Below are 25,504 nucleotides of genomic sequence, written 5' to 3' on the forward strand. Positions count from 1 at the left end.
AGTGCTAATTTTATGATTGCGGGGGTGGACGCCCCTATTTCACATGCGCATTGGCGACCGCGCGGCTGACGCCCTGCATCATGCGCATCCGTTCGGGGATAGGGGAGAAGGTGGAGCCCATCATCACCACCACCGCATAGCGGGTGCCGTCGGGCGCAGTGGCGATGCCGACATCATTATAGCCGGTCTGCATCGAGCCATAGACTTGGCCGGTGCCGGTTTTGTGGAGGAAGCGCCAGCCGGAGGGCAGGCCCGCTTTCAACCGCATCGGGCCGCTGGTGGTGCGCGACATGATGGCAAGCATCCGCTCGGTCGAATTTTGCGACAGCAATTCGCCGCGCGCCAACCGCGCCAGCGCCTGCGCAATCGCTTCGGGCGATGCGCCGTCAATCGGGTCTTGCACATAATTGTTAAGCAGGCGCTGGCGGGTTTCGCCCGGCACCTTCGAGCGCGCGACTTCGAAATTATTGCCGAGCGAATAGCTTTGATGCCATGTCAGCCCCGCAATCGTGCTTTGCATATGCCGTTCGCCTTCGCTGAAGCGGACATTGCTGATGCCCTTGGCGCGCAGGAATGCGCGCACCGCTTGCGGGCCACCGGCATGGCGCAGCAGCGAATCATTGGCGGTGCAATCGCTCTTGGTCAGCGACATTTCGAGGAGATCGCGCACCTTGACGCGGATCGTCCCTTCACGCAGCACCCGCGCGCGGATCGGCTGGTGGAACAAAGTCAGGTCCTCCATGCCGATTTTCACATCATCGTCGAGGCTCACCTGACCTTTATCGATCTTGTCGAAAATGGTCATCGCGACCCAGAATTTCGACACGCTTTGTTGCGGGAACAATTCGTTGCCGCGTTCGGACAGCGACCAGTCGCCATCAATGCGCCGCACCGCAATGCCGGTCTTGCCGGGGAAGTTTTTCCATAGCTCGAAAAGCTGCGGCTTCAATTGCGGCGCGGGATTACTGTAGCCGACCTTGCCACCGGGTGTCGGCGTGTAGGGGCGCGGCGCATAAACCGGCGCAGGCGGCGGCGGCGGGCTATAGACTGGCGGTTGCGGGAGCGGCTGGGGTTGCGGAAGCGGTTGGGGGGCGGGGTGCGGCTGGGGCTGGTTTACCGGCGGATAGACGGGCGGATAGGCCACGGGCCGCTGCGGCGCGGGGTTTGCTGCGGGCGGCGGATTATAGGGCGCGCTCGCCTGATATTGTGCGGGGCGGGGTTGCGGCGCAGGCACGGGCTTCGGGGCAGGCGCTGCGGCTTCCCCATTGCGGATAAAATAGGGCAGAATATCGCCCTGCCCCTGCTTGGCTTCCAGCGCGCGCGCATAGGCCGCAGGCGGCGTGGTCGAAGGCGCCACACAGGCGGAAAGAAACAGGCAGACGGCCCCGGACATGGCCATCGGCGAACGCGTGAAAGTCACCATCATGCCCCGACAGTTAAGAATTGCGATGTGAGCAAATCCTTAACGGCGCGTCATGGCAATGACAGGGTGCGCCAAAAGCTTTGCGACGAGCCGAGTCTGGCGGGGGACGGGTTGTTATAATGTTGCGTCGGGGGGCGGGCAGAAATTTACGCTGCGGTTGAAAGACAAACCCTCCCCCAACCCGTCCCGCAAGCGGGAAGGGAGAAGGCACGCTCCCCCCGCAGCCCCGCAAAACCCTCTTTACTTCCCGCCCTGCAACTTGGCCGCGACCGCTTCATTTGCGCGCATCACCCTCAGCACATTGCCTTGCGCAATCTTGGCCAAATCCGTCTTGCTATAGCCGCGCCGCGCCAGTTCGGTGAACAGAGCCGGATAGGTGGACACATTGCCCAATCCGTCGGGCAGGATCGACACGCCGCCAAAATCGCCGCCGATGCCGACATGGTCGATGCCAGCTTGCCTGACGATATGGTCGATCATGTCGGCCACATCCTTGATGCTCGCTCTCGGGCGCGGGTTTGCGTTGCGCCATTGGTCTATGGCAGCCTTCGCGCCTGCCGGATCGCCGGTGTAGCGCATCTTGAGTTCAGCCTCCGCGCCTTCCTGTTTAATGTCGAAATCGCGCACGGCTTGGGACAGAAAGCCCGGCACAAAGGTCACCATCACGACCCCGCCATTCTGTTTCATGCGCGCCAGCACCGCGTCGGAGACATTGCGCGGATGCTGGTCGATGGCCTTGGCATTGCTGTGGGTGAACAGCACCGGCGCGGCGGTCGCGTCGAGCGCGTCGTTCATCGTCGCTTCGGAGGTGTGCGACAGATCGACAATCATGCCGATGCGGTTCATTTCCTTGATGAGCGCGACGCCTTGCGGGGACAGGCCATCGCTCTTGGGCGCGTCGCAACAACTATCCGCCCAATCAATCGTGCTGTTGTGGGTGAGCGTCATATAGCGCACGCCGAGATTATAAAATTGGCGCAACACGGCGGGCGAATTGGCAATCGCGCCGCCGCCTTCCATGCCCTTCATCGAGGCGACCTTGCCCGCCTTCATCGCCGCTTCAAAATCGCGTGTGTTAGTAACGAGCTTGAACGTATCGGGATAGCGCGCGGCCATCTGGTCGATGCCGTCAATCTGTTCAAGCACGGCCTTCATGCCTTCCAAGGGCGGGAGTTTCGCATCGACATAAACCGACCAGAATTGCCCGCCAAGTTTGCCTGCCCGGATGCTCGGAATATCGCTATGCACCTTGGCGAGCGCGTCGGGGGAAAGGCCGCGTAGGTCAATCTTCGACCAGTCATTGCCGTATAAATCACGCACCTGTTCGGCGAGGTCGTTATGCCCGTCGATAACGGGCGTTTTCGCAAGGACGTCAGCGGCAACCTTCTCCGGCGATTGCTGCGCGAGCGCGGGGGTGGTGAGGAGAAGGAGGGGGAGGAGGAGATATTGGCGCATCGTCGACTGTTTCCTTGATTTCTACCCGCTAGCCCTGAGCCTGTCGAAGGGCGGTTGTCAGTATGCCACCCCGTGCTTCGACACGCTCAGCACTAACGGATTATATGCAAAGCGGAGATTCACGGGATCAACACCGTATCCTGCGGCACCGGCAGGGTGTCGGGATAGTCGGTGGTATAATGCAACCCCCGGCTTTCCTTGCGTTTCAACGCCGAGCGCACAATCAGCCGCGCGACTTCGAGCAAGTTGCGCAACTCGATCAAATCGGGCGTGACGCGGAAATTGCCGTAATATTCGTCCACCTCGCTCGACAGCAAATTGATGCGGTGCATCGCGCGCTCCAGCCTTTTATTGGTGCGCACAATGCCGACATAGTCCCACATGAAGCGGCGGATTTCTTTCCAGTTATGCTGGACGATCACCTCTTCGTCGCTGTCGGTGACGCGGCTTTCGTCCCAGCCCAAAATGGGCGGCGGGGCGGGGAGGCTGTCCCATTGGCTGGCAATATCCTGTGCCGCCGCTTCCCCGAACACGAAACATTCGAGCAGGCTGTTCGACGCCAAGCGGTTTGCGCCGTGGAGGCCGCTTTCGCTGACCTCACCCGCTGCATAAAGCCCCGGCAAATCGGTGCGGCCATGAAGGTCGATTTTGACCCCGCCGCACGTATAATGCTGTGCGGGGACCACCGGAATCGGGTCTTTGGTGATGTCGATGCCAAGCGGCAGGAGCCGGTTATAGATGTTCGGGAAGTGGTGCTTTACAAATTCCGGATCCTGATGGCTGATGTCGAGATGGACAAAGTCCAGCCCAAGCCGTTTCAACTCATGGTCAATCGCGCGCGCCACCACATCGCGCGGGGCCAGCTCCATCCGTTCGGGGTCAAAGCGCGCCATGAAGCGTTCGCCCGCGCCCGGGACGCCCGGCGGTAGCACGAGATGCCCGCCCTCGCCGCGCACCGCTTCGGTAATCAGGAAGTTTTTGACCTCCAGATTATACAGGCAGGTCGGGTGGAACTGCATCATTTCCATGTTGGAGACGCGGCAGCCTGCGCGCCACGCCATTGCGATGCCGTCGCCGGTCGCTCCGCGCGGGGCGGTCGAAAACAGATAGGCACGGCCAGCCCCGCCGGTTGCCAAAATTGTCGCGCGCGCGGTGAAGGCTTCGACGCGCTTGGTCTTGGTGTTGAACGCATAAACGCCCCACACACGGCCCTCGCCCGAATAATCGACCTGATGCTTGCCGGTGATGAGGTCGATGGCGACCATGTCCGGCATAAGCGTGATATTGGGGTTGGCATCGGCGGCTTTTTCCAAAGCCTTTTGCACCGCCCAGCCGGTCGCGTCATCGACATGGACGATGCGGCGGTGGCTATGCCCGCCTTCACGCGTCAAATGCCAGCGGTCGCCGAAATCATCATGGCCTTCATTGAACGGCACGCCGAGCGCGGCCAGCCGCTCGATAGCGGCGGGCGCATTTTCGACAACAAACTCCACGGTTTCGCGGTCATTGAGGCCTGCGCCCGCAATCATCGTATCATTGATATGCGATTCAAACGTGTCGCCCGGCTCCAGCACCGCCGCAATGCCGCCTTGCGCCCATCCGGTCGCGCCGGAATCGAGCGCGCCCTTGGCCATGACCAACACCTTATGCGTCTTGGCGAGCGTAATCGCCGCCGTCAGTCCCGCTGCCCCCGAACCGATAATCAGCACATCATGGTTTGAAATAGTGTCGCTCACGCGCCCGCAATCCTGTCCTTATCCTATGACCATGCGATCATAGTCACATCTTTGTCATAGGCGTGATAACGGCAAAATCCGGGGAGTGATAGGGGCGTTAATATCCCGCGCTTATGTCCCGCAGGACAGTATAGTCCGTCCGCCCGCGAGAGGGATCAAACGGATATAGAGCGGCAATTCTTGCCCCAATTGCTTGCCGCCTTCATCGGGCAAGGCAAAGCCGATGCGGTTCAATACCGCGCGCACATCCGCTTCGCTATTGGCGAATTCCAGCGTGAAACCTTCGGCATCCAGATTATTGCCCATCCAGCGCGCAATCTGTTTCAAGCGCAGCCCGTGCCACTTATGGTTCATCTCGAGCGTCGCTTGACGCAGGCCGCCTTCGGTGCGTGTAAGCTTTAGCGACGGCGCGACCTTGGCAAAGGACATGGGAAGGTCGGGGACCGGCGGTTCGATCATCTGCGTCCCGTCGGTCGGCAACATCGCCCAGAGCAATGCCTCAAAAGCCGCAGACGTGCCGCATCGGTGCGGTGCGGCAAAGCTGATATAGCGTTCTACATCGGGCGTGGTTTCAACCGGGGTCGGGATGATATAGACCCGCTCTTCCGGTGGCGTTGACGCGCCCGCCGCCCCGCTCACCCCGGCCAATAGCAAGGCGAGCCACACTTTCACGCCGCGACCGCCTCGCGGGTGAGGTTCAGGAACACATCTTCCAAATCGGCCTCGCGGGTCGAGACATCGACGATGGAAACGCCCGGTTGCTGCTGGATCGCGGCCAATACCTCGCCCGCGCTGGCCTTGTCTTTATTATAGGTGATGACCAGCGTGCGCTCGCCCTGTTGTTCGATTTTTTCAAAGGCGGCGTGGGCGGGGAGCGCGGTGACATCATTGTCGAGCGTGACCTCGATCACTTTCTCGCGCGCCATATTCACAAGCTCGCGGGTCGGCTTGTCGGTGATGAGGCGACCATGATTGATGATCGCGATGCGGTCACATAATTCTTCGGCTTCTTCGAGATAGTGCGTCGTCAGCACCACCGTCACGCCTTCCTTGTTAAGCTGGCGCACATAGTCCCAAAGCTGTTGGCGAAGCTCGATATCGACCCCCGCGGTCGGTTCATCGAGCACGATGATCGGCGGCGAATGGACCATTGCTTTGGCGACCAGCAAGCGCCGCTTCATGCCGCCCGAAAGCGTGCGCGCATAGGCATTGGCCTTATCCTCCAGATGGACCGCACGCAGCAAGTCCATGCTGATGCGCTCATCCTTGGGGACGCCATAAAGCCCGGCCTGTATCTCCAGCGTTTCAAACGGGGTGAAAAAGGGGTCGAACAAGATTTCCTGCGGCACAATGCCGATCGACGCCTTGGCATTGCGGGGCTGGTCGCCAATGTCGAAGCCCCAGATGCGCGCGGTGCCGCTGGTGCGGTTCACAAGCCCCGCCAATATATTGATGAGCGTCGATTTGCCCGCGCCATTGGGGCCGAGCAGACCGAAAATCTGCCCGCGCGGGACGTTGAAACTCACGCCATCCAATGCGCGCTTGCCACCTGCATAGGTTTTGCCGAGATTATCAATCTCGATAGCATTGCCAAGATCGGGAAGGATGCGGCTGGGGGCGCTGGGATCGGGTTGGTAAAGGCTCATGGGCTTCTGATAGCCTTAAACTATGTCGAGTGATAGAGGATTGCGGGCGCAAAATCGCTTTGCTAAAGGCGCGTTTATGACCCAGATCCAGCCTCCTGAAACCCTTCGTGTGACCAAAGCCCGCGTGTCCTGCGACGGCGCAACCGATATTCCGGGCGGAGACACGCTCGGCCATCCGCGCGTGTGGTTGGAAATCGACGAAAAAGGCTATGTCGAATGTGGCTATTGCGACCGCCGCTTCGTGCTGCAAGGCGGCCCCGCCGATCTGGGCTGAGGTTAATCCTCCCTGTTTGTTAAGGGCGGAAAGCCGCTAACTAACTCTAGCCACATCTTGCGCGCCTACCTATATCGGCTTTTATGACCGATATAATTTCGACTGACCCGCGCCATTTTCTCTATCGTCCCGGCATGTTGGACCCCGATGCCGCCAAGCGGCTGACGGCAGAGGCGCTTCGCCGCACCGATGATGGTGAACTTTATCTCCAATATACCGCCAACGAAAGTTTCGTGTTCGATGACGGGCGCTTGAAAGCTGCGGATTATTCGACCAATGGCGGCTTTGGCCTGCGCGGCGTGACCGGCGAGATGACCGGCTTTGCCCATGCCAATGAAATTTCGGAGGCCGCGATCCGCCGCGCTGCGGATACGCTGGCGCTGCTCGATCCGGCAAACGCCACGCCTTCGCCCGCCCCGCAATATACCAACCGCCATCTTTATACCGACGGCAATCCGCTGGAGTTGGTGCCGTTCGCCGACAAGGTTGCCTTGTGCCAGAAGATCGACGCGCTCGCCCGCGCCAAAGACCCGCGCGTGAGCCAAGTCTCCGCCGTGCTGGCCGGATCGTGGAGCGTGGTCGAAATCGTCCGCGCCGATGGCTTTCTTGCCACCGACATCCGCCCGATGGTGCGCTTGAATGTCGCGATTGTGGTCGAACAAAATGGCCGCCGCGAAAGCGGGTCATTCGGCATTGGCGGGCGCTATCTTTATGGCACATTGTTCGAAGATGCGACCGCCGAGCGCGCGGTCGACAAGGCACTTGCCCAGGCGCTCGTCAATCTGGAATCGGTCGATGCGCCTGCGGGCGAAATGACTGTGCTAGTCGGCCCCGGCTGGCCCGGCGTGTTGCTTCATGAAGCGGTCGGTCATGGCCTTGAAGGCGATTTCAACCGCAAGGGCACTTCGGCCTTTTCGGGGCGTATCGGCGAGCGGGTAGCGGCCCCCGGCGTCACCGTGGTCGATGATGGCTCGATCATGGACCGGCGCGGCTCGCTGTCGATTGACGATGAAGGCACGCCGACGCAGGAAAATATCCTGATCGAAGACGGTATCCTCAAAATGTATATGCAGGACCGGCTAAACGCGCGGTTGATGGGCGTGCCCGCGACCGGCAATGGCCGCCGCGAAAATTACGCCCATGCGCCGATGCCGCGCATGACCAACACGTTCATGCGCGGGGGGCAGGACGATCCCGCCGAACTGATGAGCCGCGTCAAAAAAGGCATTTATGCGGTGAGCTTTGGCGGCGGGCAGGTCGATATTGTGTCGGGCAAATTCGTTTTCTCCTGCACCGAAGCCTATGCGATTGAAAATGGCAAGCTGGGCGCGCCGATCAAGGGCGCAACGCTTATCGGCGATGGCCCGACCGCGCTCACCAAGGTCAAGGGCATCGGCAATGATATGGCGCTCGATGAAGGCATCGGCATTTGTGGCAAGGGCGGGCAATCCGTCCCCGCAGGCGTCGGCCAGCCGACCTTGCTGCTCGAAGGCTTGACCGTCGGAGGCACCGCCGCATGAGCTATGATGACGAACAGCCGGAGGATGGCTTTATCTCCCCCGACAGCGTGCCCGCCGATTGGGCGCGCCAGATATTGGCCTTCTGGTTTGACGGGCATGGACAAAGTGACTGGTTCGGCGGCGGCCCCGCCTTCGATGCCAAATGCGAGCCGTTTGCGCCGTGGCGCGAGGCTTTGCGTAGCCTCCCCGCCAGCCACTTTCTGACCGACCCCGATACCGCGCGCGCCGCAATCATCCTGTTCGACCAGATCCCGCGCAATCTTTACCGCAAGCAGGCCGAAGCCTTTGCGACCGACCAATTGGCGGTGCAAATCGCGCGCGGGGCGGTGGATAAGGGCTTTGATGAAGGGTTAAGTGATGACGCCCGTGCCTTCCTCTATATGCCGTTTGAACATAGCGAGGATATGGACGACCAGCGCGCTTCGCTGCGCCTCATGAACAGCATCAACCCCGATTATGGCCAATATGCGCAAGCCCATTATGACATGATCGACCGCTTCGGCCGCTTCCCCCACCGCAACCAGGCGCTCGGCCGCACCGACCGCGACGGCGAAGCAGACGCGATTGCGCAAGGGGAGAATTGGTAGAGGCTTTGCGCGGTGTGTGCGGAGATTTCCGGATTCTTGCGGTGACGGGGGAGGTTTTTAAGCAGATTCGCGCGGAGGCGCTGAGGCGCGGAGATTTTTTGGTTCACGCAGAGGCGTAGAGGTGCTGGAATTGAAAAATTCCGTTCGTGCTGAGTAGGCTCGCAAGAGCCGTATCGAAGCATCTTTTTACGCCCAACACCCCATCCGTAATATCTATTCCAAGCACCCTTCGATACGCCTCCTGACGGAGGCTACTCAGGGCGAACGGGGGAGGGGGAGCCTCTCTTTCCTTCCACCCCCCCTCTCTCTTTACTGCATCCAACATCTTTCACTGTACGCCACCAAGCTCCCCCCATCTCTCAAAATCTCCGCGCCCCCGCGCCTCCGTGCGAATAATATAATATTATGCGGACCAATATTGCGTCGGGCGCAAGGCAGGACCGTGCCGGTCAACACATCCCCTCTGCGCCTCCCTAATCTCTGCGTCTCTGCGTGAAAAAATCCGCACCCCCCAAATCTTCGCGCCTTCGCGTCTTCGCGTGAGTTTCAAAAAATCCCGCCCGCACTCCCGCGCACCGCAAGCGCAGGGGAAACTAATCCCCGCCAAACCGTTTTAATCATGGTGAACTGCAAAAGCATAAGATATCCCATCGCCTTCCATGACCATCAAAGTTGCCAGCTATAATATCCGCAAGGCCATCGGCCTCGACCGCAAGCGCAGTCCGGAACGCACGCTGGAGGTGCTGCGCGAGCTGGATGCCGATGTGATAGCCTTGCAGGAAGCCGACCGCCGTTTTGGCGGGCGGGCGGCGGCGATTCCGGTGGGGATGCTCGAAGACTATAGTCCGTATAAGGCGGTTGCGCTTGATATGCGTCCGGACAGTATCGGCTGGCACGGCAATGCCATCCTTGTCAAAAAAGAGGTGGTCGTCGACCATTGCGAACCGGTCTATCTGCCGACGCTCGAACCGCGCGGGGCGGTGCTGGCGGAATTGTCGATCAACGGCACGCCGGTGCGCGTGGTGGGGATGCATCTTGACCTGTCCGGCCTGTGGCGGCGGCGTCAGGTCAAAGCCCTGCTCAACCATCTCGCCGCGACCGGTCGCCCGATGCCGACCATCATGATGGGTGACCTCAACGAATGGACCAATCGTGGCTGCCTTAAGGATTTCGGGGTCGATCACCGCGTCTTGCGCACGGGGCGCAGCTTCCACAGCCGTCGCCCGGTGGGCGAGCTGGACCGCATCATCCTCTCTACCGACATTGAAGTGGGGGAATATGGCGTGCATCACAGCATCACTGCCGCGCGCGCATCCGACCATCTGCCGATCTGGGCGGAAATCATGTTGCCCGCGGCTACTCCTGCCGCTCCTGCCTAAAAATTAGGCAGGACGCGCCGCACTTGCACAGCTTTTGATCGCCGGGCATCCGCTTCTTGTAATTTTCATCGCTTTTTTCCGCGCCCCCACGCTGCTGGCACGCATGTTGCACTGCATCATAGGTGAACAGACGCAGAGAAAAGGGGACAAGAATGAAGCGAATGACCTTTGCGCGGATAGGGAGCGGGGTTGCGGCCCTTGGCGCAAGCAGCGCCGCTTTCGCCCAGAGCGCCGCAGCGCCGGTGGCCGAGACGGTCAACAAAGGCGATACCGCGTGGATGATGACGGCCACCCTATTGGTGTTGCTGATGATCCTCCCCGGCCTTGCGCTTTTTTATGGCGGGTTGGTGCGCGCCAAAAATATGCTGTCGGTGATGACGCAGATTGGTGTGAGCGCCGCGCTCGCAATGCTCATCTGGGTCGCTTATGGTTATAGCATGGCGTTCGGACCGGATGCGCCGGACGGCCTCAAGCCTTTTGTCGCGGGGCTGGGCAAGGCGTTTCTTGCAGGCGTCACGCCCGATACGACCGCCGCAACCTTCACCGAAGGCGTCGCGATCCCCGAATATGTGTTTGTGAGCTTCCAGATGACCTTCGCCGCGATCACCGCCGCGCTGGTGCTGGGATCGGTGGTCGAGCGCATGAAATTTGCCGCTGTCCTGATATTCGTCGCGATCTGGCTCACCATCGTCTATTTCCCCATCGCGCATATGGTGTGGGCATCGGGCGGCTTATTCTTTGAAATGGGTGCGCTCGATTTTGCGGGTGGCACGGTGGTGCATATCAATGCGGGCGTGTCGGCGCTGGTCGCCTGCCTCGTGCTCGGCAAGCGCATCGGTTACCAGAAAGAGGCGCTCGCCCCGCACTCGCTGACGATGACGGCGGTCGGCACGGGCCTGCTGTGGGTAGGCTGGTTCGGCTTTAACGCAGGCTCCGCGCTCGAAGCCAATGGCTCGGCGGGGCTGGCGATGATTAACACCTTCGTTGCGACCGCGGCAGGCGGCCTTGTGTGGATGGCAGTCGAGCGGGTGGTCGGCCATAAAGGTTCGGCGCTCGGTTTTTGTTCGGGGATTATTGCAGGGCTTGTCGCGGTCACGCCGGCGGCGGGCAATAGCGGGCCATTGGGCGCGATTATGCTCGGCGGCATCGCCTCGCTTGTCTGTTTCTTTGTGGTGAGCAAATTAAAGCCCAAGCTCGGCTTTGACGATGCGCTTGATGCGTTCGGCATTCACGGCGTTGGCGGCATTGTCGGCGCGCTCGGCACCGCCATTGTCTATGCCCCGATGTTCGGAGGCCCCGGCGACGGATCAACCGGTATCGCCGCGCAACTTGGCGTGCAGGCATTGGCGACTTTGACCACGATTATCTGGGCGAGCATCGGCACGCTGATTGCCATCTATGGAGCCAAGCTGGTGACAGGTTTGCGCGTCAGTCCCGACGCCGAGCGCGAAGGTCTTGACCTCGCCGAGCATGGCGAACGTGCCTATAATTATTGAGGGAGGCGCTGACCTCTTCATGAAACTCTGGCGGCGGTCTCGACCAGAAGACCGCCGCCACCCCGAGGTTCCTCCTGCGAACCACCTGGGCCGGGGCAGCAAAACCCCGGCCAATTTTTACAGGATATATAGATTTGTAGATTGACCGACTGCCGGATAAAGCGGCGGCCGGTTACCCCCGCAAATCCGCCTTTACAAAATCGGCGCAGCGTTCGCCGATCATGATGCTGGGCGCATTGGTATTGCCCGACACGAGGCGCGGCATCACTGAAGCGTCTGCGACATAAAGCCCCTTCACCCCGTTCAAGCGCAAATGCGGGTCGACCACCGCATCCGCATCATTACCCATGCGGCAGGTGCCGACCGGATGGTAGATGGTGTCGGCGCGCGCGCGGATCATCGCGTCCAGCTCGGCGTCATTATTATAGTCGATCGGATGACGGTCGCGCCCCTGATAATCGGCAAGCGGGGCGCTCTCGCAAATGCGTTTGCACAAGCGCACCGCATCGCGCATCAACGCCATGTCGCGCTCGTCAGACAGGAAATTGGGGTCGATAGCCGGTGCCATCGCCGCATTCTTGCCCGCCAGCCGCACCGTGCCGCGGCTTTCGGGCCGCAGCACACAGCTATGCACCGAAAAGCCATGGGATTTCACCACGGTCCGGCCATGATCTTCCAGCACCACCGGGACAAAATGATATTGCACATCGGGCGCGGGGGCATCGGGACGCACGCGCCAGAAGCCGCCGCTTTCGGCATAAGGCGTGGTCATCATGCCGGTGCGGTTGAGCCGGTGGCGCAGTACCGAACCGATAATCGACACCAGCCCCGGCAGGCTTTGCCCGATCAGGTCGCGGCTGTCTGTTTCATAGCCCAGCACATAGTCGCAATGGTCCTGGAGGTCGCTGCCGATGGCGGGGCGGTCGGCAAGGACATTTATGCCCATGTCCTGCAAATGCTGCGCGGGGCCAAGGCCGGAAAGCTGGAGAATTTGCGGGCTGCCAAAGGCTCCGGCAGACAGGATGACCGCGCGGGCGGCGCGCAAGACTTCCTGTTTTCCGCCGCGTTCGACCATCACACCGGTGGCGCGGCCGTCTTCGACCAGCAGGCGATGCACCAGCGTATCGGTACGGATATGGAGGTTTTTGCGCCCGCGCGCCGGATCAATATAAGCGCGCGCCGCCGACCAACGTTCGCCGCCCTTTTGCGTGACCTGATAAAGACCGAACCCGTCTTGCTCGGCGCCGTTAAAATCATCGTTGCGGCGCAGTTGCAGCCGTGCCGCCGCTTCGACAAAAGCGGTCGAGGCGGGGTTGGCATAATGCTGGTCCATGACGTTGAGCGGGCCGCCGCTGCCGTGGAGCGCATCGCCGCCGCGCTCATTATGTTCGGCGCGTTTGAAATAAGGGAGGACATCGTCCCACGCCCAGCCGTCACAGCCAAGCGCCGCCCAATTGTCATAATCCCACGCATTGCCGCGCACATAAAGCATCGCATTGATCGCGCTCGATCCGCCAAGGCCACGCCCGCGCGGTTGATAGCCGATGCGGCCATCCAGATGCTTTTGCGGCACCGTATCATAACGGTAATTCGAAGCTTCGGGGACTTTGGCAAGCATCCCGGGTGTTTTGATAAGCCAGTTATCGTTGCTCCCGCCGCTTTCTATGAGGCACACCGAAAGCGCCGGATCCTCGCTTAAACGACCGGCGACGGCGCTCCCGGCGGAACCTCCTCCGATGACGATGATGTCATAACTGTCCATGTTTCTGCATTCTCCCCTTTTGCCGCCTGTTGATGTGCGGTCTGTAGTTCGCGCCAGCGGGCCTTTATGGTCTCGCTGGTGTCGCGGCTATTGTCGTGGCTCCAGCCCGGCGGCTTCACCATATAATTCCATTTCGCGCCAAGCGTGGGCGCGTGCCACACATCTTTGGCAATCCCGACCCATTCATGGAATGCGGCCCATATTATGTTGAAGCTGCCCAGATTTTTGACGATGCCATAATGGATTTTTTCATCGTCGCTTTCGGGCACAAAAGTGCCGAACATCCGGTCCCAGATGATGAACACGCCCGCATAGTTGGAATCCAGATATTGCGGGTTAGTGGCGTGGTGGACGCGGTGGTGCGACGGCGTGTTCATCACCGCTTCGAACCAGCGCGGCATCCGGCCAATCGCTTCGGTATGGATCCAGAATTGATAGATGAGGTTAAGCCCGCCGACGAACAACACCATCTCGACCGGAAAGCCGATGAAAAATAACGGCAGGCGGAACAGGAAGGTGAAGCTGATAAAGCCGGTCCATGTCTGCCGGAGCGCGGTCGTAAGATTATAATGCTGGCTTGAATGGTGGATGACGTGCGCCGCCCAGAACCAGCGCACCCGGTGCGCGCTGCGGTGGAACGCATAATAAGCAAGGTCATCGAGCAAAAAGCACAGCGGCCAAGCCCACCACACAAAGCCGATGTCGAACAGGCGATATTGATAGGCCCATTGCGCCATGCCGATAATCACACCCGCGGTGAGCAAACCCGCAACCGTGCTGCCCAACCCCAGCCCCAGCGAGGTCAGCGTATCGCGCGCTTCGAACCGGCTGCGGTCCTTCACCCGCGCGACCAGCATCTCGACGAGGATGAGGAGGATGAAGGCGGGGATCGCATAAGTGGTCGGATTGGGAAGGGCGGAGCTGTCGATCATCATAACACCTCGCGAAGCCGGGCGGTCCAGTTTTGGGCGTCTTTCCCCAGATCCAATGTCGTCGCCCCGAAACGGCGGTCGGTGGACTCAAGGGTCAGGCTGGTCTGCGAAAGCCGCCCGGAAAAACTGGTGTCGATGAGCCGCCCGACAAAGAAATTGCCATGCGCGCGGATCAGCATTTGCTGTCCTGCTGCGTTGCGCACCAATGCGCCATAGCCTGCGCGGTCGAGTGCCGCTTCGGTGCCGTTAAAGCCGCAAATGACGCTATCGGCAATCGCAATCGCCTGTTCCTTGCTGGTCACCCGCGCGTCGCGCCCCAGCCCGATCCGGCGTACCAGCCAGCTCACAAATATTATGGCCACGAGCGACCCCGCAAAAATGAGAAGCTCGTTCATGCGCCTGCCGTCTATCCGTTTGCGAGCGCGTCCATCATCGCGCGTATGGGCGTTACATCATAGCCGCTTTGCGCGGCTTTTGCGACAATATTGTCCACATCATCGCCCATCCGCGCGCGGGTGAGCGCCCATAAAAAGGTCGATCGCGTGCCCGACCGGCAATAGCCCAGCACCGGCACATTCCTGTCCGCCTGTTCGGCCAATATCGCCTCCAGCGCATCGACCTGCGCATGGGTAAAGCCGCCCGGCGTAACCGGAATATAAGCATAGCCCAGCCCTTCGGCCTTGGCGCGCGCTTCAATATCGGCGCTTTGCGGCGCGGACGGATCCTCCCCGTCGGGGCGATTATTGACGATGAAGCCGATGCCCGCCTCACGCGCGCGCGCAACATCGTCGAGCGCAATTTGCGGAGCCGCGGAAAAATTCGGATCAAGCTTGTGCAACATGGCTGACAGTGATGTCAGTTATTCTTGTAAACGTCAACGCAGCTTGGACGCGGGAGGGCGCGATGATTGCACTTTGCCAATGCGCGGTTAATATCAAACACTAAAGGTGCGGGAAGGAGAGCGCGCATGATGACGGACAAGGTAAGGCGGTTCGGATTTTTATATTTTCTGGGGTTCATCCTTGTGGTCGCGATTGGCTATGTGCCCGCTTTCCATGATTCGGACGGCAATTTGTTCGGCCTGTTCAAGCTCGACCTTTATGATGATTCGCTGCATCTCGCATCGGGCATCTGGGCGGGGGTTGCGGCGTGGCTGTCTTATGGTGCCGCGCGCCTCTATTTCCGCTTGTTCGGGCCGCTTTATTTTGCCGATGGCGTATTGGGGCTGTTCACGGGGAGCGGCTATCTTGATGGCGGCATCTTCCTTTATGGCCCGCTCGACCTCCCTTTGATGACGCGCATTTTTGCCAATTTGCCGCATCTGCTGATTGGCGGAATAGCGATCTGGGTCGGCTATAAATTGGCGGCGCGGCCTGCCGCTGCTGCTGCGTGAGGAAGCGCGGTAAAATTCTAATCGCGCTGGGCGTCGGGCTTGCGGCCTTTGTGCTGGCGCCGATTCTCTATATCGAAACCGGCTGCCGGCCGGGGCGTGGCAGTATCGCGGGGAGCAATGCCGCCTCGCGCCTTCCGGCGGGCGAACATCGCCCGTTTGCGCGCACGCTCCTCACCTATCCCGAATGGCATATCGTCTATTCCGCCGACAGTCTGGGGCGGCATTTGATGGCGGGCAAACCGCCCAGCGTCTATCGCTATGGTGACGACATTAAAGGCTTTTGGTCCAGCTATTGCGCGGTCAACCGTGCGGTCGGGCAAGACAGCGCGGCGGGCGATGCCAAGGTCATGACCTATACAATAGGGTTGAGCTTTACCGCCGAAATGCTGGTCAAATCCTTTTGGGAAAATACGATAGGCAGTCTCGCCGAATGGCTGGGCGGATGGCATAGCCCCGACGATCGTTACGCCGCGCGCATCCAGCAAAATTATGGCGCATTCATGCACCAGACGCCCTGGTATCGTTACCCGTTCGGCGTCGCGTTCGATAAATTATGGACGCTGGGAAGCGAAGGGCATGGCGTGCGCCATCTGGAACGGCAGGTTGCCCTCTCCGCCGAATATGGCGTGAAGGCAGGCTATGCCAAGCTGATCGGCGCTGCGAGCGGGGCAACGCTTGGCCGCGACAAGCTGACCTTGCGCTATATTGCATCGGCCCCGGACGATGCTGCCGCGATAGTGGCACCGGCGCGGGTGGTCGGCCATGCGGGCAAGGATGTGGTCGTCGAAGCGCCGCGCTATGAAATATTCAGCACTATGCTCGAAACGCTCGCGACGCGGCCTGTCACCTTGCAGGAAATAGCCGGCAATGACCGCATCTTCCTCACCATCCTCCAGCGGCAGGAAGCGCGCCCGCTGGAAGGCAGCCTGCTCTCCATGCCGCTCGGTGACCGTCCGGGATGGAAGCGCGTTGGCCTTATCGTCGCGGTCCCCGACCTCCTCTCCACCATCCGCTCGGTCAAGGCCGAAGGCGGCGAATTCGAACATGCCTATGATTATTAAACGCCGCTTCTGGTCGGCTCCGCTTCAAAAGCAATAAGCGATCGCGCCGCTCAGCCAGATGGGGAGCGCCTCTTCATCCCACAAATAAAGCCCGACCACGCCCGCCACGATGAAGATCGCGCCCATCACGAAATGCACGGCATTGCGGCGCAGAAAGCTCATCGTGCGCCCGCCTGTTGCAAACGCGCGACCGGTCTGTCGTTAATCGGTATGTTGACGATCATCCCCAACACACCCAGCGCGATCGAGGCGATCCATGCGCTGTCATAATTGCCGTAAAGGTCGAACATAAAGCCTGCGGCCCATGCGCCGAAGAAGCTGCCCAGCTGATGGCTCAAAAACACGATGCCATAAAGGGTGGAAAGGTATCGGATGCCGAACATCTGCCCGACCAATCCGCTCGTCAAGGGCACGGTGCCGAGCCACAAAAAGCCCATTGCAGCGGCAAAGGCGAGCGCGCTCATTTTGGTGAGCGGGAGCAGCAGGAATAGCGCAATCACCACCGCCCGCCCGCCATAGATGAAGGAGAGCAAATGCTTCTTGCTGCGCGTATCGCCGCTGACGCCGAATATATAGCTGCCGAAAATATTGAACAGGCCAATAAGCGCGAGCGCCGACGCGCCGATGCTGAGGCCCAACCCCTTATCGTCGAGATAGGCGGGGAAGTGGGTCGCGATGAAGGCGACATGGAAACCGCACACGAAAAAGCCGATATTCAAGAGCCAATAGCCGCGATGGGCGCTGGCTTCGCGCAGGGCTTCAGGGAGCGATTGGGCGGGGCCGTGCGTAGCGGCATCATGCGCGGCAGGCTTTCCGGCAACGCCCAGCGCCAGCGGCAGGCATAGCGTAACCAGCGCGGCGAGGAGATAGAGGGCTTCGACATAGCCGAAAGCGGCGAGCAATTTTTGCGCGACCGGCACGACCAGAAACTGGCCGAGCGAGCCGCCCGCGGTGACAATCCCGAAGGCGAGGCTGCGCTTTTCAGGCGGAACCACGCGCCCGACCGCGCCAAGCACCACCACAAAAGTTGTCGCCGACAAGGCCATGCCGACCAGCGCGCCGAGGCTGATATGGAGGCCCAGCGCATTGGTCGCGAGCGCCGCTCCCGCTAACCCCGCCGCATAAACCACGGTGCCGACCGCGACCACGCGCCCTGCGCCATGCTTGTCGGCGGCGGCCCCGACGAACGGCTGGACGAGGCCGAACAGCAAATTCTGGATCGCCAGCGCCAGCCCGAAACTCGCGCGGCTAATGTCGAGCGCGGCGCTCATTTGCGGCAGGAACAAGCCAAACCCCTGCCGCACCCCCATCGCAAGGGTGACGATAATCGCAGCGCAGGCAATGACAATCCAGGGACGTTTCATGGCGGGGGGTTTAGGCCGAAATGAAGGGGTTGTCTTGGGTAATAAGGCGGGTGTCGCATTTCTCCCCTCCCGCTTGCGGGAGGGGCAACGGAGACTTAGGAATTTGAAGCGAAGCAGAAAATTCTTAGTCGTAGTCGGGGAGGGCTCTGGTTTTAGCTGACCTGTTTGGATGCTTTGACAGCCCCTCCCCCAACCCCTCCCTGAAGGGAGGGGAGATTACGGCCTGATCACAATCTCCGTCCCGTCCGCAATCATCCCCCACAGCTTTCTTATCTCCGTATTGCTCAAGGCAATGCAACCGTCGGTCCAGTCATGCGGCAAGCGTTTTACCGGGCTGCCATTCGGTTGGCCGTGGATGAAAATTTCGCCGCCCGGTGACTTGCCCTGATGCGCAGCAAAGGCGCGGTCGGCGGTGTTGGGGTAATTGATGTGGAGCGAGAGATGATAGCGGCTCCCCGGATTGCGCGCGTCGATAATGTAGCGGCCTTCAGGCGTTTTTTCATCGCCTTCAAACTGTTTATGCCCGACCGGCGCATCGCCAAATTTGATGTCGGTGAAGCGTGCCACTTCGGTCCGGCCCTTCATCACGATCAGCACGCGATCCGATTTATCGACCAAGATGAAATCGCCCTTTGCAATGGCTTTGGTTGGTGTGGGTGGGGGGATGACATGGGCATCTGCGAGTCCGCAGGCCGTAAGAGGCGCAATCAAGCATAAAGCGATTGAAAATCTGTGGAAAATAGACCGCATCTGTCAGAGCTTAGGCATCGCGTGCGCCTTGTCCAGTCCCGCAGCCTCTAATTGCCACCCCTGCTCTTAATTCCGATCCCCGCTCTTAATTCCGATCCCCGCTCTTAATTCCGATCCCTGCTCTTAATTCCTATCAACGTCCCTTTGGTGCCGCGCTTATCGAGTCTGAACTCTATATCGGGCCACGTCTTTTTCCAACGGCGCGCAATTGCACGCTCCCCCGGGCGCAGGGCATCATCGAGCAGGATAAGTGCACCGGGAGACAGGCGGGGGAAAAGAATTTCGGCAGCACCGCGCACAAAGGGATGGATGCTCCATGAAGGCCCATCAATGATGAGCATGTCAATACTCGCGGGAAGCTTTGAAAGATCGTACCAGCAAGCAGGCCATCCGTCTGGCGCGGAAACCAGTGGCGCATGATGCATTTGTGCGTGAAGACCATAATCGGCCAACCATCCACGCGTTATATCGACAAAATCGCGATGTTGGTCATAGCTGTGCAGCATCCCGTCGCCATGCAAGTCCAGCGCACGCGCAATCACCAGACTGGTCGCGCCGCACCCCAGTTCGACAATATGGGCAGGACGGTTCGTGGCTATATGATCCACTATCTGGTGGAGCAGCCATGTGTCCGCTTTCCAGCTTCCAAGATGCGGGAGGGCGTCATCCGGCAGGCCGAGCCGAACAAGGAGCCGGGCTTTCTCCGCCTTGGTCCCGCCATAAAGGCTTTTCAAAAGCCACGGCCAGCCGATAGCGCCATATAATGTAACGTAAAGCCGATCCTGGAAAGAACGTTCAGCATAGGCGTCCGGTTCATTGCGGGCGAGCAGGCCAGTAAGATCGCGTGTTGTCATCGCCCTTCCTTGAAAAGGGCGATGTTGCATTTTGATGAAATAATCCGCCCGCCCGGCAGATAAAAAGCTGAGCCGCGATATTATTGCGTTCTAATTGCCTGCCAATTTTCAATCGGCAAAAGGATCCCGCACCAAAATCGTGTCCTGCCGTTCAGGGCTGGTGGAGACAAGCGTGACCGGACAGCCGATCAGCTCTTCGATGCGGCGCACATATTTGATCGCTTGCGCGGGCAAATCGGCCCAACTGCGTGCGCCTGCGGTGGTTTCGTGCCAGCCTTGGATTTCTTCGTAAATCGGCTCAACGCCAGCCTGATCGGCGGCATGGGCGGGGAAATAATCGAGCGTCTGGTCGCCGAGCTTATAGCCGGTGCAGATTTTGACCGTGTCGAACCCGTCCAGCACGTCAATCTTGGTGAGCGCAATGCCGGTGACGCCCGACACCGCGACCGATTGGCGCACCAGCACGGCGTCGAACCAGCCGCAGCGGCGCTTGCGCCCTGTGACCGTGCCGAATTCATGGCCGCGCTCGCCGAGCCGCTGTCCGGTATCATCGTCGAGTTCGGTCGGGAACGGCCCCGACCCCACGCGCGTCGTATACGCCTTGGTGATGCCGAGCACAAAACCGACCGCCGAAGGGCCAAGGCCCGAACCGCCTGCGGCTGTCCCCGCAATCGTGTTCGAGGAGGTCACGAACGGATAGGTGCCGTGGTCAATGTCGAGCAACGTGCCTTGCGCGCCTTCAAACAGGATGCGCTTGCCTGCCTTGCGCGCTTCATTGAGCATGATCCACACCGGCTTGGCAAAGGGCAGAACGAAGCTCGCAATTTCACGCAAATCATCGAGCAGGCGCGCGCGGTCGATCGGCGGCTCGCCAAAACCGGCGCGCAACGCATCATGGTGCGCGCAGAGGCGGTCAAGTTGCGGCTCCAGACTGTCGAGATGCGCCAGATCGCATACGCGGATCGCGCGGCGGCCGACCTTATCTTCATAAGCCGGGCCAATGCCGCGCCCCGTCGTGCCGATCTTGCCCGACCCTGCGGCCTGTTCGCGCAGGCCATCAAGGTCGCGGTGGAACGGCAGGATGAGCGGGCAATTTTCGGCGATATGGAGCGTGTCGGGCGTGATGGTGACGCCTTGGGCTTGCAGCTTTTCGACCTCGGCCTTGAGCGCCCAAGGGTCGAGGACAACACCATTGCCGATGACACTCGGCGTGCCGCGCACGATACCGGAGGGGAGCAGCGAAAGCTTGTAAACCTTGTCGCCGATGACGAGCGTGTGACCGGCATTATGCCCGCCTTGAAAGCGGACCACGACATCGGCGCGCTCGGCGAGCCAATCGACGATCTTGCCTTTGCCTTCGTCGCCCCATTGCGCGCCGATTACTGCCACATTCGCCATGTTTGAAAACGTCCTTTTTCTAATGTGTCTGAGGGACGTCCCCGCCCCTTAAAGCAATTCGGGTAAGAGGCAAGGGCGGTGCGCGATTTTTGGGGAGAATTAAGGGTCACGCGAAGACGCGAAGGCGCGAAGGGGGATAAGAGCGCGAAGGAGGATAAGGGCGCGAAGGAGGATAAGGGCGCGCTGTGCGCAATTCCTTATCCGTCAGTATTCCGTATCCGTCATTGCGAGGAGTGTAGCGACGAAGCAATCCAGTGTTGGGCTACGCGACTCTGGATTGCTTCGCTATCGCTCGCAATGACGGGTGGGGGTAGTATGAGACGTGGGGGAAGCGCGAGGCCTACCCCAAAAGCTCCGGCCCGTTCGGCCCTAATTGGTGGGTGCAGCCCAATGCGTGCGCGTCGTCGCTGTCGGACAGGGCGGCTATCGTCACCCAGCCTTGCGCGCGATAATCGGCGGCGAGACCGGCATGGTGGCCCAAAGGTAAAGGTAAGAATAAGCGGCGCTTGTCGCTATCGTCCTGCCCCAGCCCTTCGTCGATCAGCGGGTCGGGGTAGAGCGAAAAGCCGATGGCGGGCTCCTGCCGCCCGTCCTGATGCGTAACCAGATAGCTGCCGCCGCGCCCGATGGTGCCGCGATACCCTTCGACAAACAGCGAAAAGCCGAACCAGCTTTGATATTCAAAGCCGTGCCGTTCGGTCGGGTCGAGCGTCAATTGCACATCATCGCCAAGGTCGCCGGCTATTGCTTCGAGCGCGTCAATCCGGCTGGTGAGCGCAGCCCCGCCGTCAATGTCGCGCAGCCGTTCTATGGCTTGCGCAAACGGCCCCGCGGCCGCAATCAGCGGGAGGTAGGCATCGCCGCCCGCCGCACTCAACGCGCCCGCATCCTTGGCGTCGAGTTCGTCGCGTATCCTCGCCACATCTTCATGCACAAGCGGAAGCGCCGATTCGGCCAATGTCTCCACCAGATCGGGCAAGGTGAAATCAATGCTGATGCCGGTGACGCCCGCCGATACGAGCGCCGACAAGGCTACCCGCACAATCTCGCGCGCGGCAGCGACACTATCGGTGCCGATAAGCTCGGCCCCGATTTGCAGCATTTCGCGTTCGGGGCGAAGCTGGCCCGCCTTCAGTTTGACGACCTGCCCCGCATAGCTGAGCCGCAAAGGCCGTGCGGCATGGGCCATGCGGCTGGTCGCGATGCGCCCGACCTGCGTCGTTATATCGGGGCGAATCGCGAGCGTGCGCTGCGATACAGGATCGGTGAAGCGCAGCAGATCGCGCCCCTTGCCCGCATCCGCCGCGCCATCGTCGAGCGTTTCGCGAAATTCGGCAAGCGGCGGCGCGACGCGCTCATAGCCATGTCCTTTGAGCGCATCCAGAAGCGCGCGGGTCACGCGACTGGCGGCCTCGGCCTCTGGCGGAAGCCGGTCGCGTAACCCTTCGGGAAGCAATGGTGATGCATTGCGCGTCATCGACGACGCCTTTCTTTTATCCGAATTTAAGCGGCTTCACGCGGCGGACGCCGGGAAGCTTGCCCAGATGGTCCAGTACGTCCTGCGGCACCGGCTGGTCAACCGACAGCAGCAGTACGGCTTCGCCCCCTGCGGCGCGGCGGCCAAGGTGGAAGGTGCCGATATTGACGCCGGCCTCACCGAGCGTGGAACCCAAACGCCCGATAAAGCCCGGCGCGTCTTCATTGACGATATAGAGCATATCACCGTCAAGATCGGCTTCGACCTTGATGCCGAACAGTTCGACCAAACGCGGCGCGGCATTGCCGAACAAAGTGCCCGCCACCGAACGGTCGCCTTCGTCGGTCTTGACCGTCACGCGCACGAGCGTGTGATAATCGCCTTCGCGTTCATGGCGCACTTCGCGCACATCCATGCCGCGTTCACGCGCCAGGAAGGGGGCGTTGACCATATTGACCGTATCCGAATGGACCTTCATCAACCCGGCCAGAACCGCGCCTGTAATCGGCTTTTGGTTGAGGCTGGCGGCAGCGCCTTCGACTTCAATCGCGATCTGGCTCAAATGGCCGTGCGACAATTGCCCGATGAGGCTGCCCAATTCTTCGGCAAGCGCCATATAGGGTTTGAGCTTGGGCGCTTCTTCCGCCGAAAGGCTCGGCATGTTGAGCGCGTTGGTGACCCCGCCATGCACGAGATAATCGGCCATTTGCTCGGCGACCTGAATGGCGACATTAACCTGTGCTTCATTGGTCGATGCGCCCAGATGCGGCGTCGAGATGAAGCCGGGTGTGCCGAATAGTGGACTTTCATGCGCGGGTTCGGTCTGGAACACATCCAAGGCAGCCCCTGCGATATGGCCCGAATCCAGCCCTTCCTTGAGCGCCGCTTCGTCGATCAAGCCACCGCGCGCGCAATTGACAATCCTGACGCCCTTCTTGGTCTTGGCGAGATTTTCTTTGGACAGGATATTGCGCGTCTGGTCCGTGAGCGGCGTGTGCAAGGTGATGAAATCGGCGCGCGCGAGGAGGTCATCCAGTTCGACCTTTTCGACCCCCAGTTCAACCGCGCGTTCGGGCGACAGGAACGGGTCGAACGCAATCACCTTCATCTTGAGGCCGAGCGCGCGGCTCGCCACGATGCTGCCGATATTGCCCGCACCGATAAGGCCGAGTGTCTTGCCGGTGACTTCGACGCCCATGAAACGGTTCTTTTCCCACTTGCCCGCCTGTGTCGAAACGTCCGCTTCGGGGATTTGGCGGGCGAGCGCGAACAGCAAGGCAATTGCATGTTCTGCGGTCGTAATCGAGTTGCCAAACGGCGTGTTCATCACCACCGCGCCCTTGGCGGACGCTGCCGGAATATCGACATTATCAACGCCGATACCAGCGCGGCCAATGACCTTCAAATTGGTCGCGGCGTCAAGAATATCCTTGGTCACCTTGGTCGAGCTGCGGATCGCAAGGCCGTCATATTCGCCGATAATGGCTTTCAATTCTTCCGGAGTCTTGCCGGTAATTTCATCGACCTCACAACCGCGTTCACGGAAGATTTCGGCGGCCTTGGGGTCCATTTTGTCGGAAATAAGAACTTTGGGTTTGGTCATGGGGAATACCTTTTTTCGCGTTCGTCATCCCCGGCTTGACCGGGGATCCATCTCCCGAACTGGAAATTTACACCTTGGGAGATGGATACCCGCTTTCGCGGGTATGACGAGAAAGGGGGGATTGGGTTTTAAGCAGCCTTCAAACTTGCCCAAGCCCAATCGAGCCAGGGGCCGAGCGCTTCGATGTCGGCGGTGTCCACGGTCGCGCCGCACCAGATGCGAAGGCCCGGCGGGGCGTCGCGATATCCGGCAATGTCATAAGCCGCGCCCTCTTTATCGAGCAGCCCTGCAAAGGCTTTGATGAACTCCGCGTTCGCGCCCTCGACCGACAGGCAAACCGATGTTTTTGAACGAATTCCGCGGTCGACCGCCAGATGCGACAGCCAAGCCCGTTCTTCGACAATTTTGTCGAGCGCGAGCGCGTTGGCGTCCGAACGCGCCATAAGCCCGCGCAAACCGCCGACAGACTTCGCCCATTCAAGCGCGAAAATCACATCTTCGACGGCCAACATCGAGGGCGTGTTGATGGTTTCGCCCTTGAATATCCCGTCGATGAGCTTGCCGCCTTTGGTCAGGCGGAAAATTTTGGGAAGCGGCCAAGCGGGCGTATAGCTTTCCAGCCGTTCGACCGCGCGCGGACCGAGGATGAGCACGCCATGCGCGCCTTCGCCGCCCAAAACTTTCTGCCAAGAGAAAGTCGCAACGTCGATCTTGTCCCACGGCATATCATAAGCGAATACCGCGCTGGTCGCGTCGGCAAAGCATAGGCCTTCGCGGTCATCGGCAATCCATGCGCCGTCCGGCACACGCACGCCCGATGTGGTGCCGTTCCAAGTAAACAGAACGTCATCCGACCAATCAACCTTGTCGAGGTCCGGAAGCGCGCCATAATCGGCGCGCATTACCGTGGGTTCCAGTTTCAACTGCTTGACCGCATCGGTGACCCAACCTTCACCAAAGCTTTCCCAAGCGAGCGTCGTCACGCCGCGCGCGCCGAGCATCGACCACATCGCCATTTCAAAGGCGCCGGTGTCCGACCCCGGAACGATACCGATATGGTGCGTATCGGGAAGCTGCAGCACTTCGCGCATCAGGTCGATGGCATATTGGAGGCGCGTCTTGCCAATCTTGGCACGGTGCGAGCGGCTCAGCACATCGGTTTGTAATTTGGAAGGTTCCCAGCCCGGCGGCTTTGCGCAGGGGCCGGAGGAAAAATAGGGGCGCGCAGGCTTGACCTGCGGCTTCGTCACTTCAGTCATGTAAGCATCTCCTTGCAGAGAGCAGCGCGGCGTTGGGACCGCGTGGCCCACGGGCGGACCTAATGTTGCGGCCTAATAAGTCAAACAAAAGATGGTCACCGATGAAACCGGATACGCCGCGTCGGGAGAAGCCGT

24 protein-coding genes are annotated in these 25,504 nt (G+C 60.3%); 7 read left to right on the forward strand and 17 right to left on the reverse strand.

Annotated elements, in window-relative coordinates; genetic code table 11:
* Nucleotides 1-34 precede the first annotated feature (34 nt).
* The 5 genes from DMP17_RS10995 to DMP17_RS11015 form a co-directional block, all read right to left on the reverse strand.
* Entirely contained in the window at nt 35-1,426 is a 1,392-nt protein-coding gene (locus tag DMP17_RS10995) for a serine hydrolase (RefSeq protein ID WP_337829126.1), read from the reverse strand.
* A 237-nt stretch (nt 1,427-1,663) separates the two neighbouring features.
* Nucleotides 1,664-2,878: a dipeptidase gene (locus tag DMP17_RS11000; RefSeq protein WP_337829127.1), complete on the reverse strand. Its 1,215-nt coding sequence runs from the start codon at nt 2,876-2,878 to the stop codon at nt 1,664-1,666.
* Between the two features lie 119 nt (nt 2,879-2,997).
* The gene (nadB, locus tag DMP17_RS11005; RefSeq protein ID WP_337829128.1) at nt 2,998-4,614 is read right to left on the reverse strand and encodes an L-aspartate oxidase; all 1,617 of its coding nucleotides are present in this window, start codon (nt 4,612-4,614) and stop codon (nt 2,998-3,000) included.
* Between the two features lie 111 nt (nt 4,615-4,725).
* On the reverse strand, nt 4,726-5,286 hold the full coding sequence (locus DMP17_RS11010) for a hypothetical protein (RefSeq protein ID WP_337829129.1): 561 nt from the start codon (nt 5,284-5,286) through the stop codon (nt 4,726-4,728).
* On the reverse strand, nt 5,283-6,260 hold the full coding sequence (locus DMP17_RS11015) for an ABC transporter ATP-binding protein (RefSeq protein WP_337829130.1): 978 nt from the start codon (nt 6,258-6,260) through the stop codon (nt 5,283-5,285). Before DMP17_RS11015 ends, DMP17_RS11010 begins: the two co-directional genes overlap by 4 nt.
* Before the next feature lie 76 nt (nt 6,261-6,336).
* Between DMP17_RS11015 and DMP17_RS11020 the strand changes: the two genes are divergently transcribed.
* The 5 genes from DMP17_RS11020 to DMP17_RS11040 all read left to right on the forward strand — a co-directional run bounded on the left by DMP17_RS11020 (nt 6,337) and on the right by DMP17_RS11040 (nt 11,516).
* Nucleotides 6,337-6,534 carry a zinc-finger domain-containing protein gene (locus tag DMP17_RS11020; RefSeq protein ID WP_337829131.1) on the forward strand — a complete coding sequence of 66 codons (198 nt, stop codon included), beginning with the start codon at nt 6,337-6,339 and terminating at the stop codon, nt 6,532-6,534.
* A 134-nt stretch (nt 6,535-6,668) separates the two neighbouring features.
* Nucleotides 6,669-8,054: a metalloprotease TldD gene (tldD, locus tag DMP17_RS11025; RefSeq protein ID WP_337829132.1), complete on the forward strand. Its 1,386-nt coding sequence runs from the start codon at nt 6,669-6,671 to the stop codon at nt 8,052-8,054.
* Nucleotides 8,051-8,641, forward strand: coding sequence for a DUF924 family protein (locus DMP17_RS11030; RefSeq protein ID WP_337829133.1), 591 nt, complete (start codon nt 8,051-8,053; stop codon nt 8,639-8,641). Before tldD ends, DMP17_RS11030 begins: the two co-directional genes overlap by 4 nt.
* 659 nt (nt 8,642-9,300) lie before the next feature.
* Complete coding sequence (locus DMP17_RS11035; protein ID WP_337829134.1) at nt 9,301-10,020, forward strand: endonuclease/exonuclease/phosphatase family protein; 720 nt, start codon at nt 9,301-9,303, stop codon at nt 10,018-10,020.
* 152 nt (nt 10,021-10,172) lie between these two features.
* Complete coding sequence (locus DMP17_RS11040; RefSeq protein WP_337829135.1) at nt 10,173-11,516, forward strand: ammonium transporter; 1,344 nt, start codon at nt 10,173-10,175, stop codon at nt 11,514-11,516.
* 172 nt (nt 11,517-11,688) lie between these two features.
* Here DMP17_RS11040 and DMP17_RS11045 read toward each other — a convergent pair whose 3' ends face one another.
* From DMP17_RS11045 to DMP17_RS11060, 4 genes are read right to left on the reverse strand one after another with little or no spacing between them, the layout of a single operon-like run.
* Nucleotides 11,689-13,278, reverse strand: coding sequence for a GMC family oxidoreductase (locus DMP17_RS11045; protein ID WP_337829136.1), 1,590 nt, complete (start codon nt 13,276-13,278; stop codon nt 11,689-11,691).
* A complete protein-coding gene (locus DMP17_RS11050; RefSeq protein ID WP_337829137.1) occupies nt 13,212-14,210 on the reverse strand; it encodes a sterol desaturase family protein in 999 nt (332 codons plus the stop codon). The genes DMP17_RS11045 and DMP17_RS11050 overlap by 67 nt, the downstream gene beginning before the upstream one ends.
* Nucleotides 14,210-14,605: a hypothetical protein gene (locus DMP17_RS11055; protein ID WP_337829138.1), complete on the reverse strand. Its 396-nt coding sequence runs from the start codon at nt 14,603-14,605 to the stop codon at nt 14,210-14,212. Before DMP17_RS11055 ends, DMP17_RS11050 begins: the two co-directional genes overlap by 1 nt.
* A gap of 11 nt (nt 14,606-14,616) precedes the next feature.
* Complete coding sequence (locus tag DMP17_RS11060) at nt 14,617-15,051, reverse strand: TIGR01244 family sulfur transferase (RefSeq protein ID WP_337829139.1); 435 nt, start codon at nt 15,049-15,051, stop codon at nt 14,617-14,619.
* Between the two features lie 126 nt (nt 15,052-15,177).
* Between DMP17_RS11060 and DMP17_RS11065 the strand changes: the two genes are divergently transcribed.
* On the forward strand, nt 15,178-15,603 hold the full coding sequence (locus DMP17_RS11065) for a DUF4383 domain-containing protein (protein WP_337829140.1): 426 nt from the start codon (nt 15,178-15,180) through the stop codon (nt 15,601-15,603).
* Complete coding sequence (locus tag DMP17_RS11070) at nt 15,600-16,664, forward strand: hypothetical protein (protein WP_337829141.1); 1,065 nt, start codon at nt 15,600-15,602, stop codon at nt 16,662-16,664. The genes DMP17_RS11065 and DMP17_RS11070 overlap by 4 nt, the downstream gene beginning before the upstream one ends.
* Nucleotides 16,665-16,688: 24 nt before the next feature.
* Here DMP17_RS11070 and DMP17_RS11075 read toward each other — a convergent pair whose 3' ends face one another.
* From DMP17_RS11075 to DMP17_RS11110, 8 genes are all read right to left on the reverse strand, one after another.
* Nucleotides 16,689-16,826, reverse strand: coding sequence for a hypothetical protein (locus DMP17_RS11075; RefSeq protein WP_337829142.1), 138 nt, complete (start codon nt 16,824-16,826; stop codon nt 16,689-16,691).
* Nucleotides 16,823-18,028 (reverse strand): MFS transporter, encoded by a 1,206-nt coding sequence (locus DMP17_RS11080; protein ID WP_337829143.1) that lies wholly within the window; start codon nt 18,026-18,028, stop codon nt 16,823-16,825. The genes DMP17_RS11075 and DMP17_RS11080 overlap by 4 nt, the downstream gene beginning before the upstream one ends.
* Before the next feature lie 216 nt (nt 18,029-18,244).
* Nucleotides 18,245-18,778, reverse strand: coding sequence for a L,D-transpeptidase family protein (locus DMP17_RS11085; protein WP_337829144.1), 534 nt, complete (start codon nt 18,776-18,778; stop codon nt 18,245-18,247).
* Nucleotides 18,779-18,882: 104 nt separating this feature from the next.
* The gene (locus DMP17_RS11090) at nt 18,883-19,632 is read right to left on the reverse strand and encodes a class I SAM-dependent methyltransferase (RefSeq protein ID WP_337829145.1); all 750 of its coding nucleotides are present in this window, start codon (nt 19,630-19,632) and stop codon (nt 18,883-18,885) included.
* A gap of 108 nt (nt 19,633-19,740) precedes the next feature.
* A complete protein-coding gene (locus tag DMP17_RS11095) occupies nt 19,741-21,030 on the reverse strand; it encodes an adenylosuccinate synthase (protein WP_337829146.1) in 1,290 nt (429 codons plus the stop codon).
* 340 nt (nt 21,031-21,370) lie between these two features.
* Nucleotides 21,371-22,507, reverse strand: a complete 1,137-nt coding sequence (locus DMP17_RS11100) for an ATP phosphoribosyltransferase regulatory subunit (RefSeq protein ID WP_337829147.1) — start codon at nt 22,505-22,507, stop codon at nt 21,371-21,373.
* 16 nt (nt 22,508-22,523) lie between these two features.
* Nucleotides 22,524-24,110, reverse strand: coding sequence for a phosphoglycerate dehydrogenase (serA, locus tag DMP17_RS11105; RefSeq protein ID WP_337829148.1), 1,587 nt, complete (start codon nt 24,108-24,110; stop codon nt 22,524-22,526).
* Between the two features lie 128 nt (nt 24,111-24,238).
* On the reverse strand, nt 24,239-25,369 hold the full coding sequence (locus DMP17_RS11110) for a phosphoserine transaminase (protein WP_337829149.1): 1,131 nt from the start codon (nt 25,367-25,369) through the stop codon (nt 24,239-24,241).
* Nucleotides 25,370-25,504: the final 135 nt, after the last annotated feature.

The organism is Pseudonocardia sp. TMWB2A, from assembly GCF_017312135.1.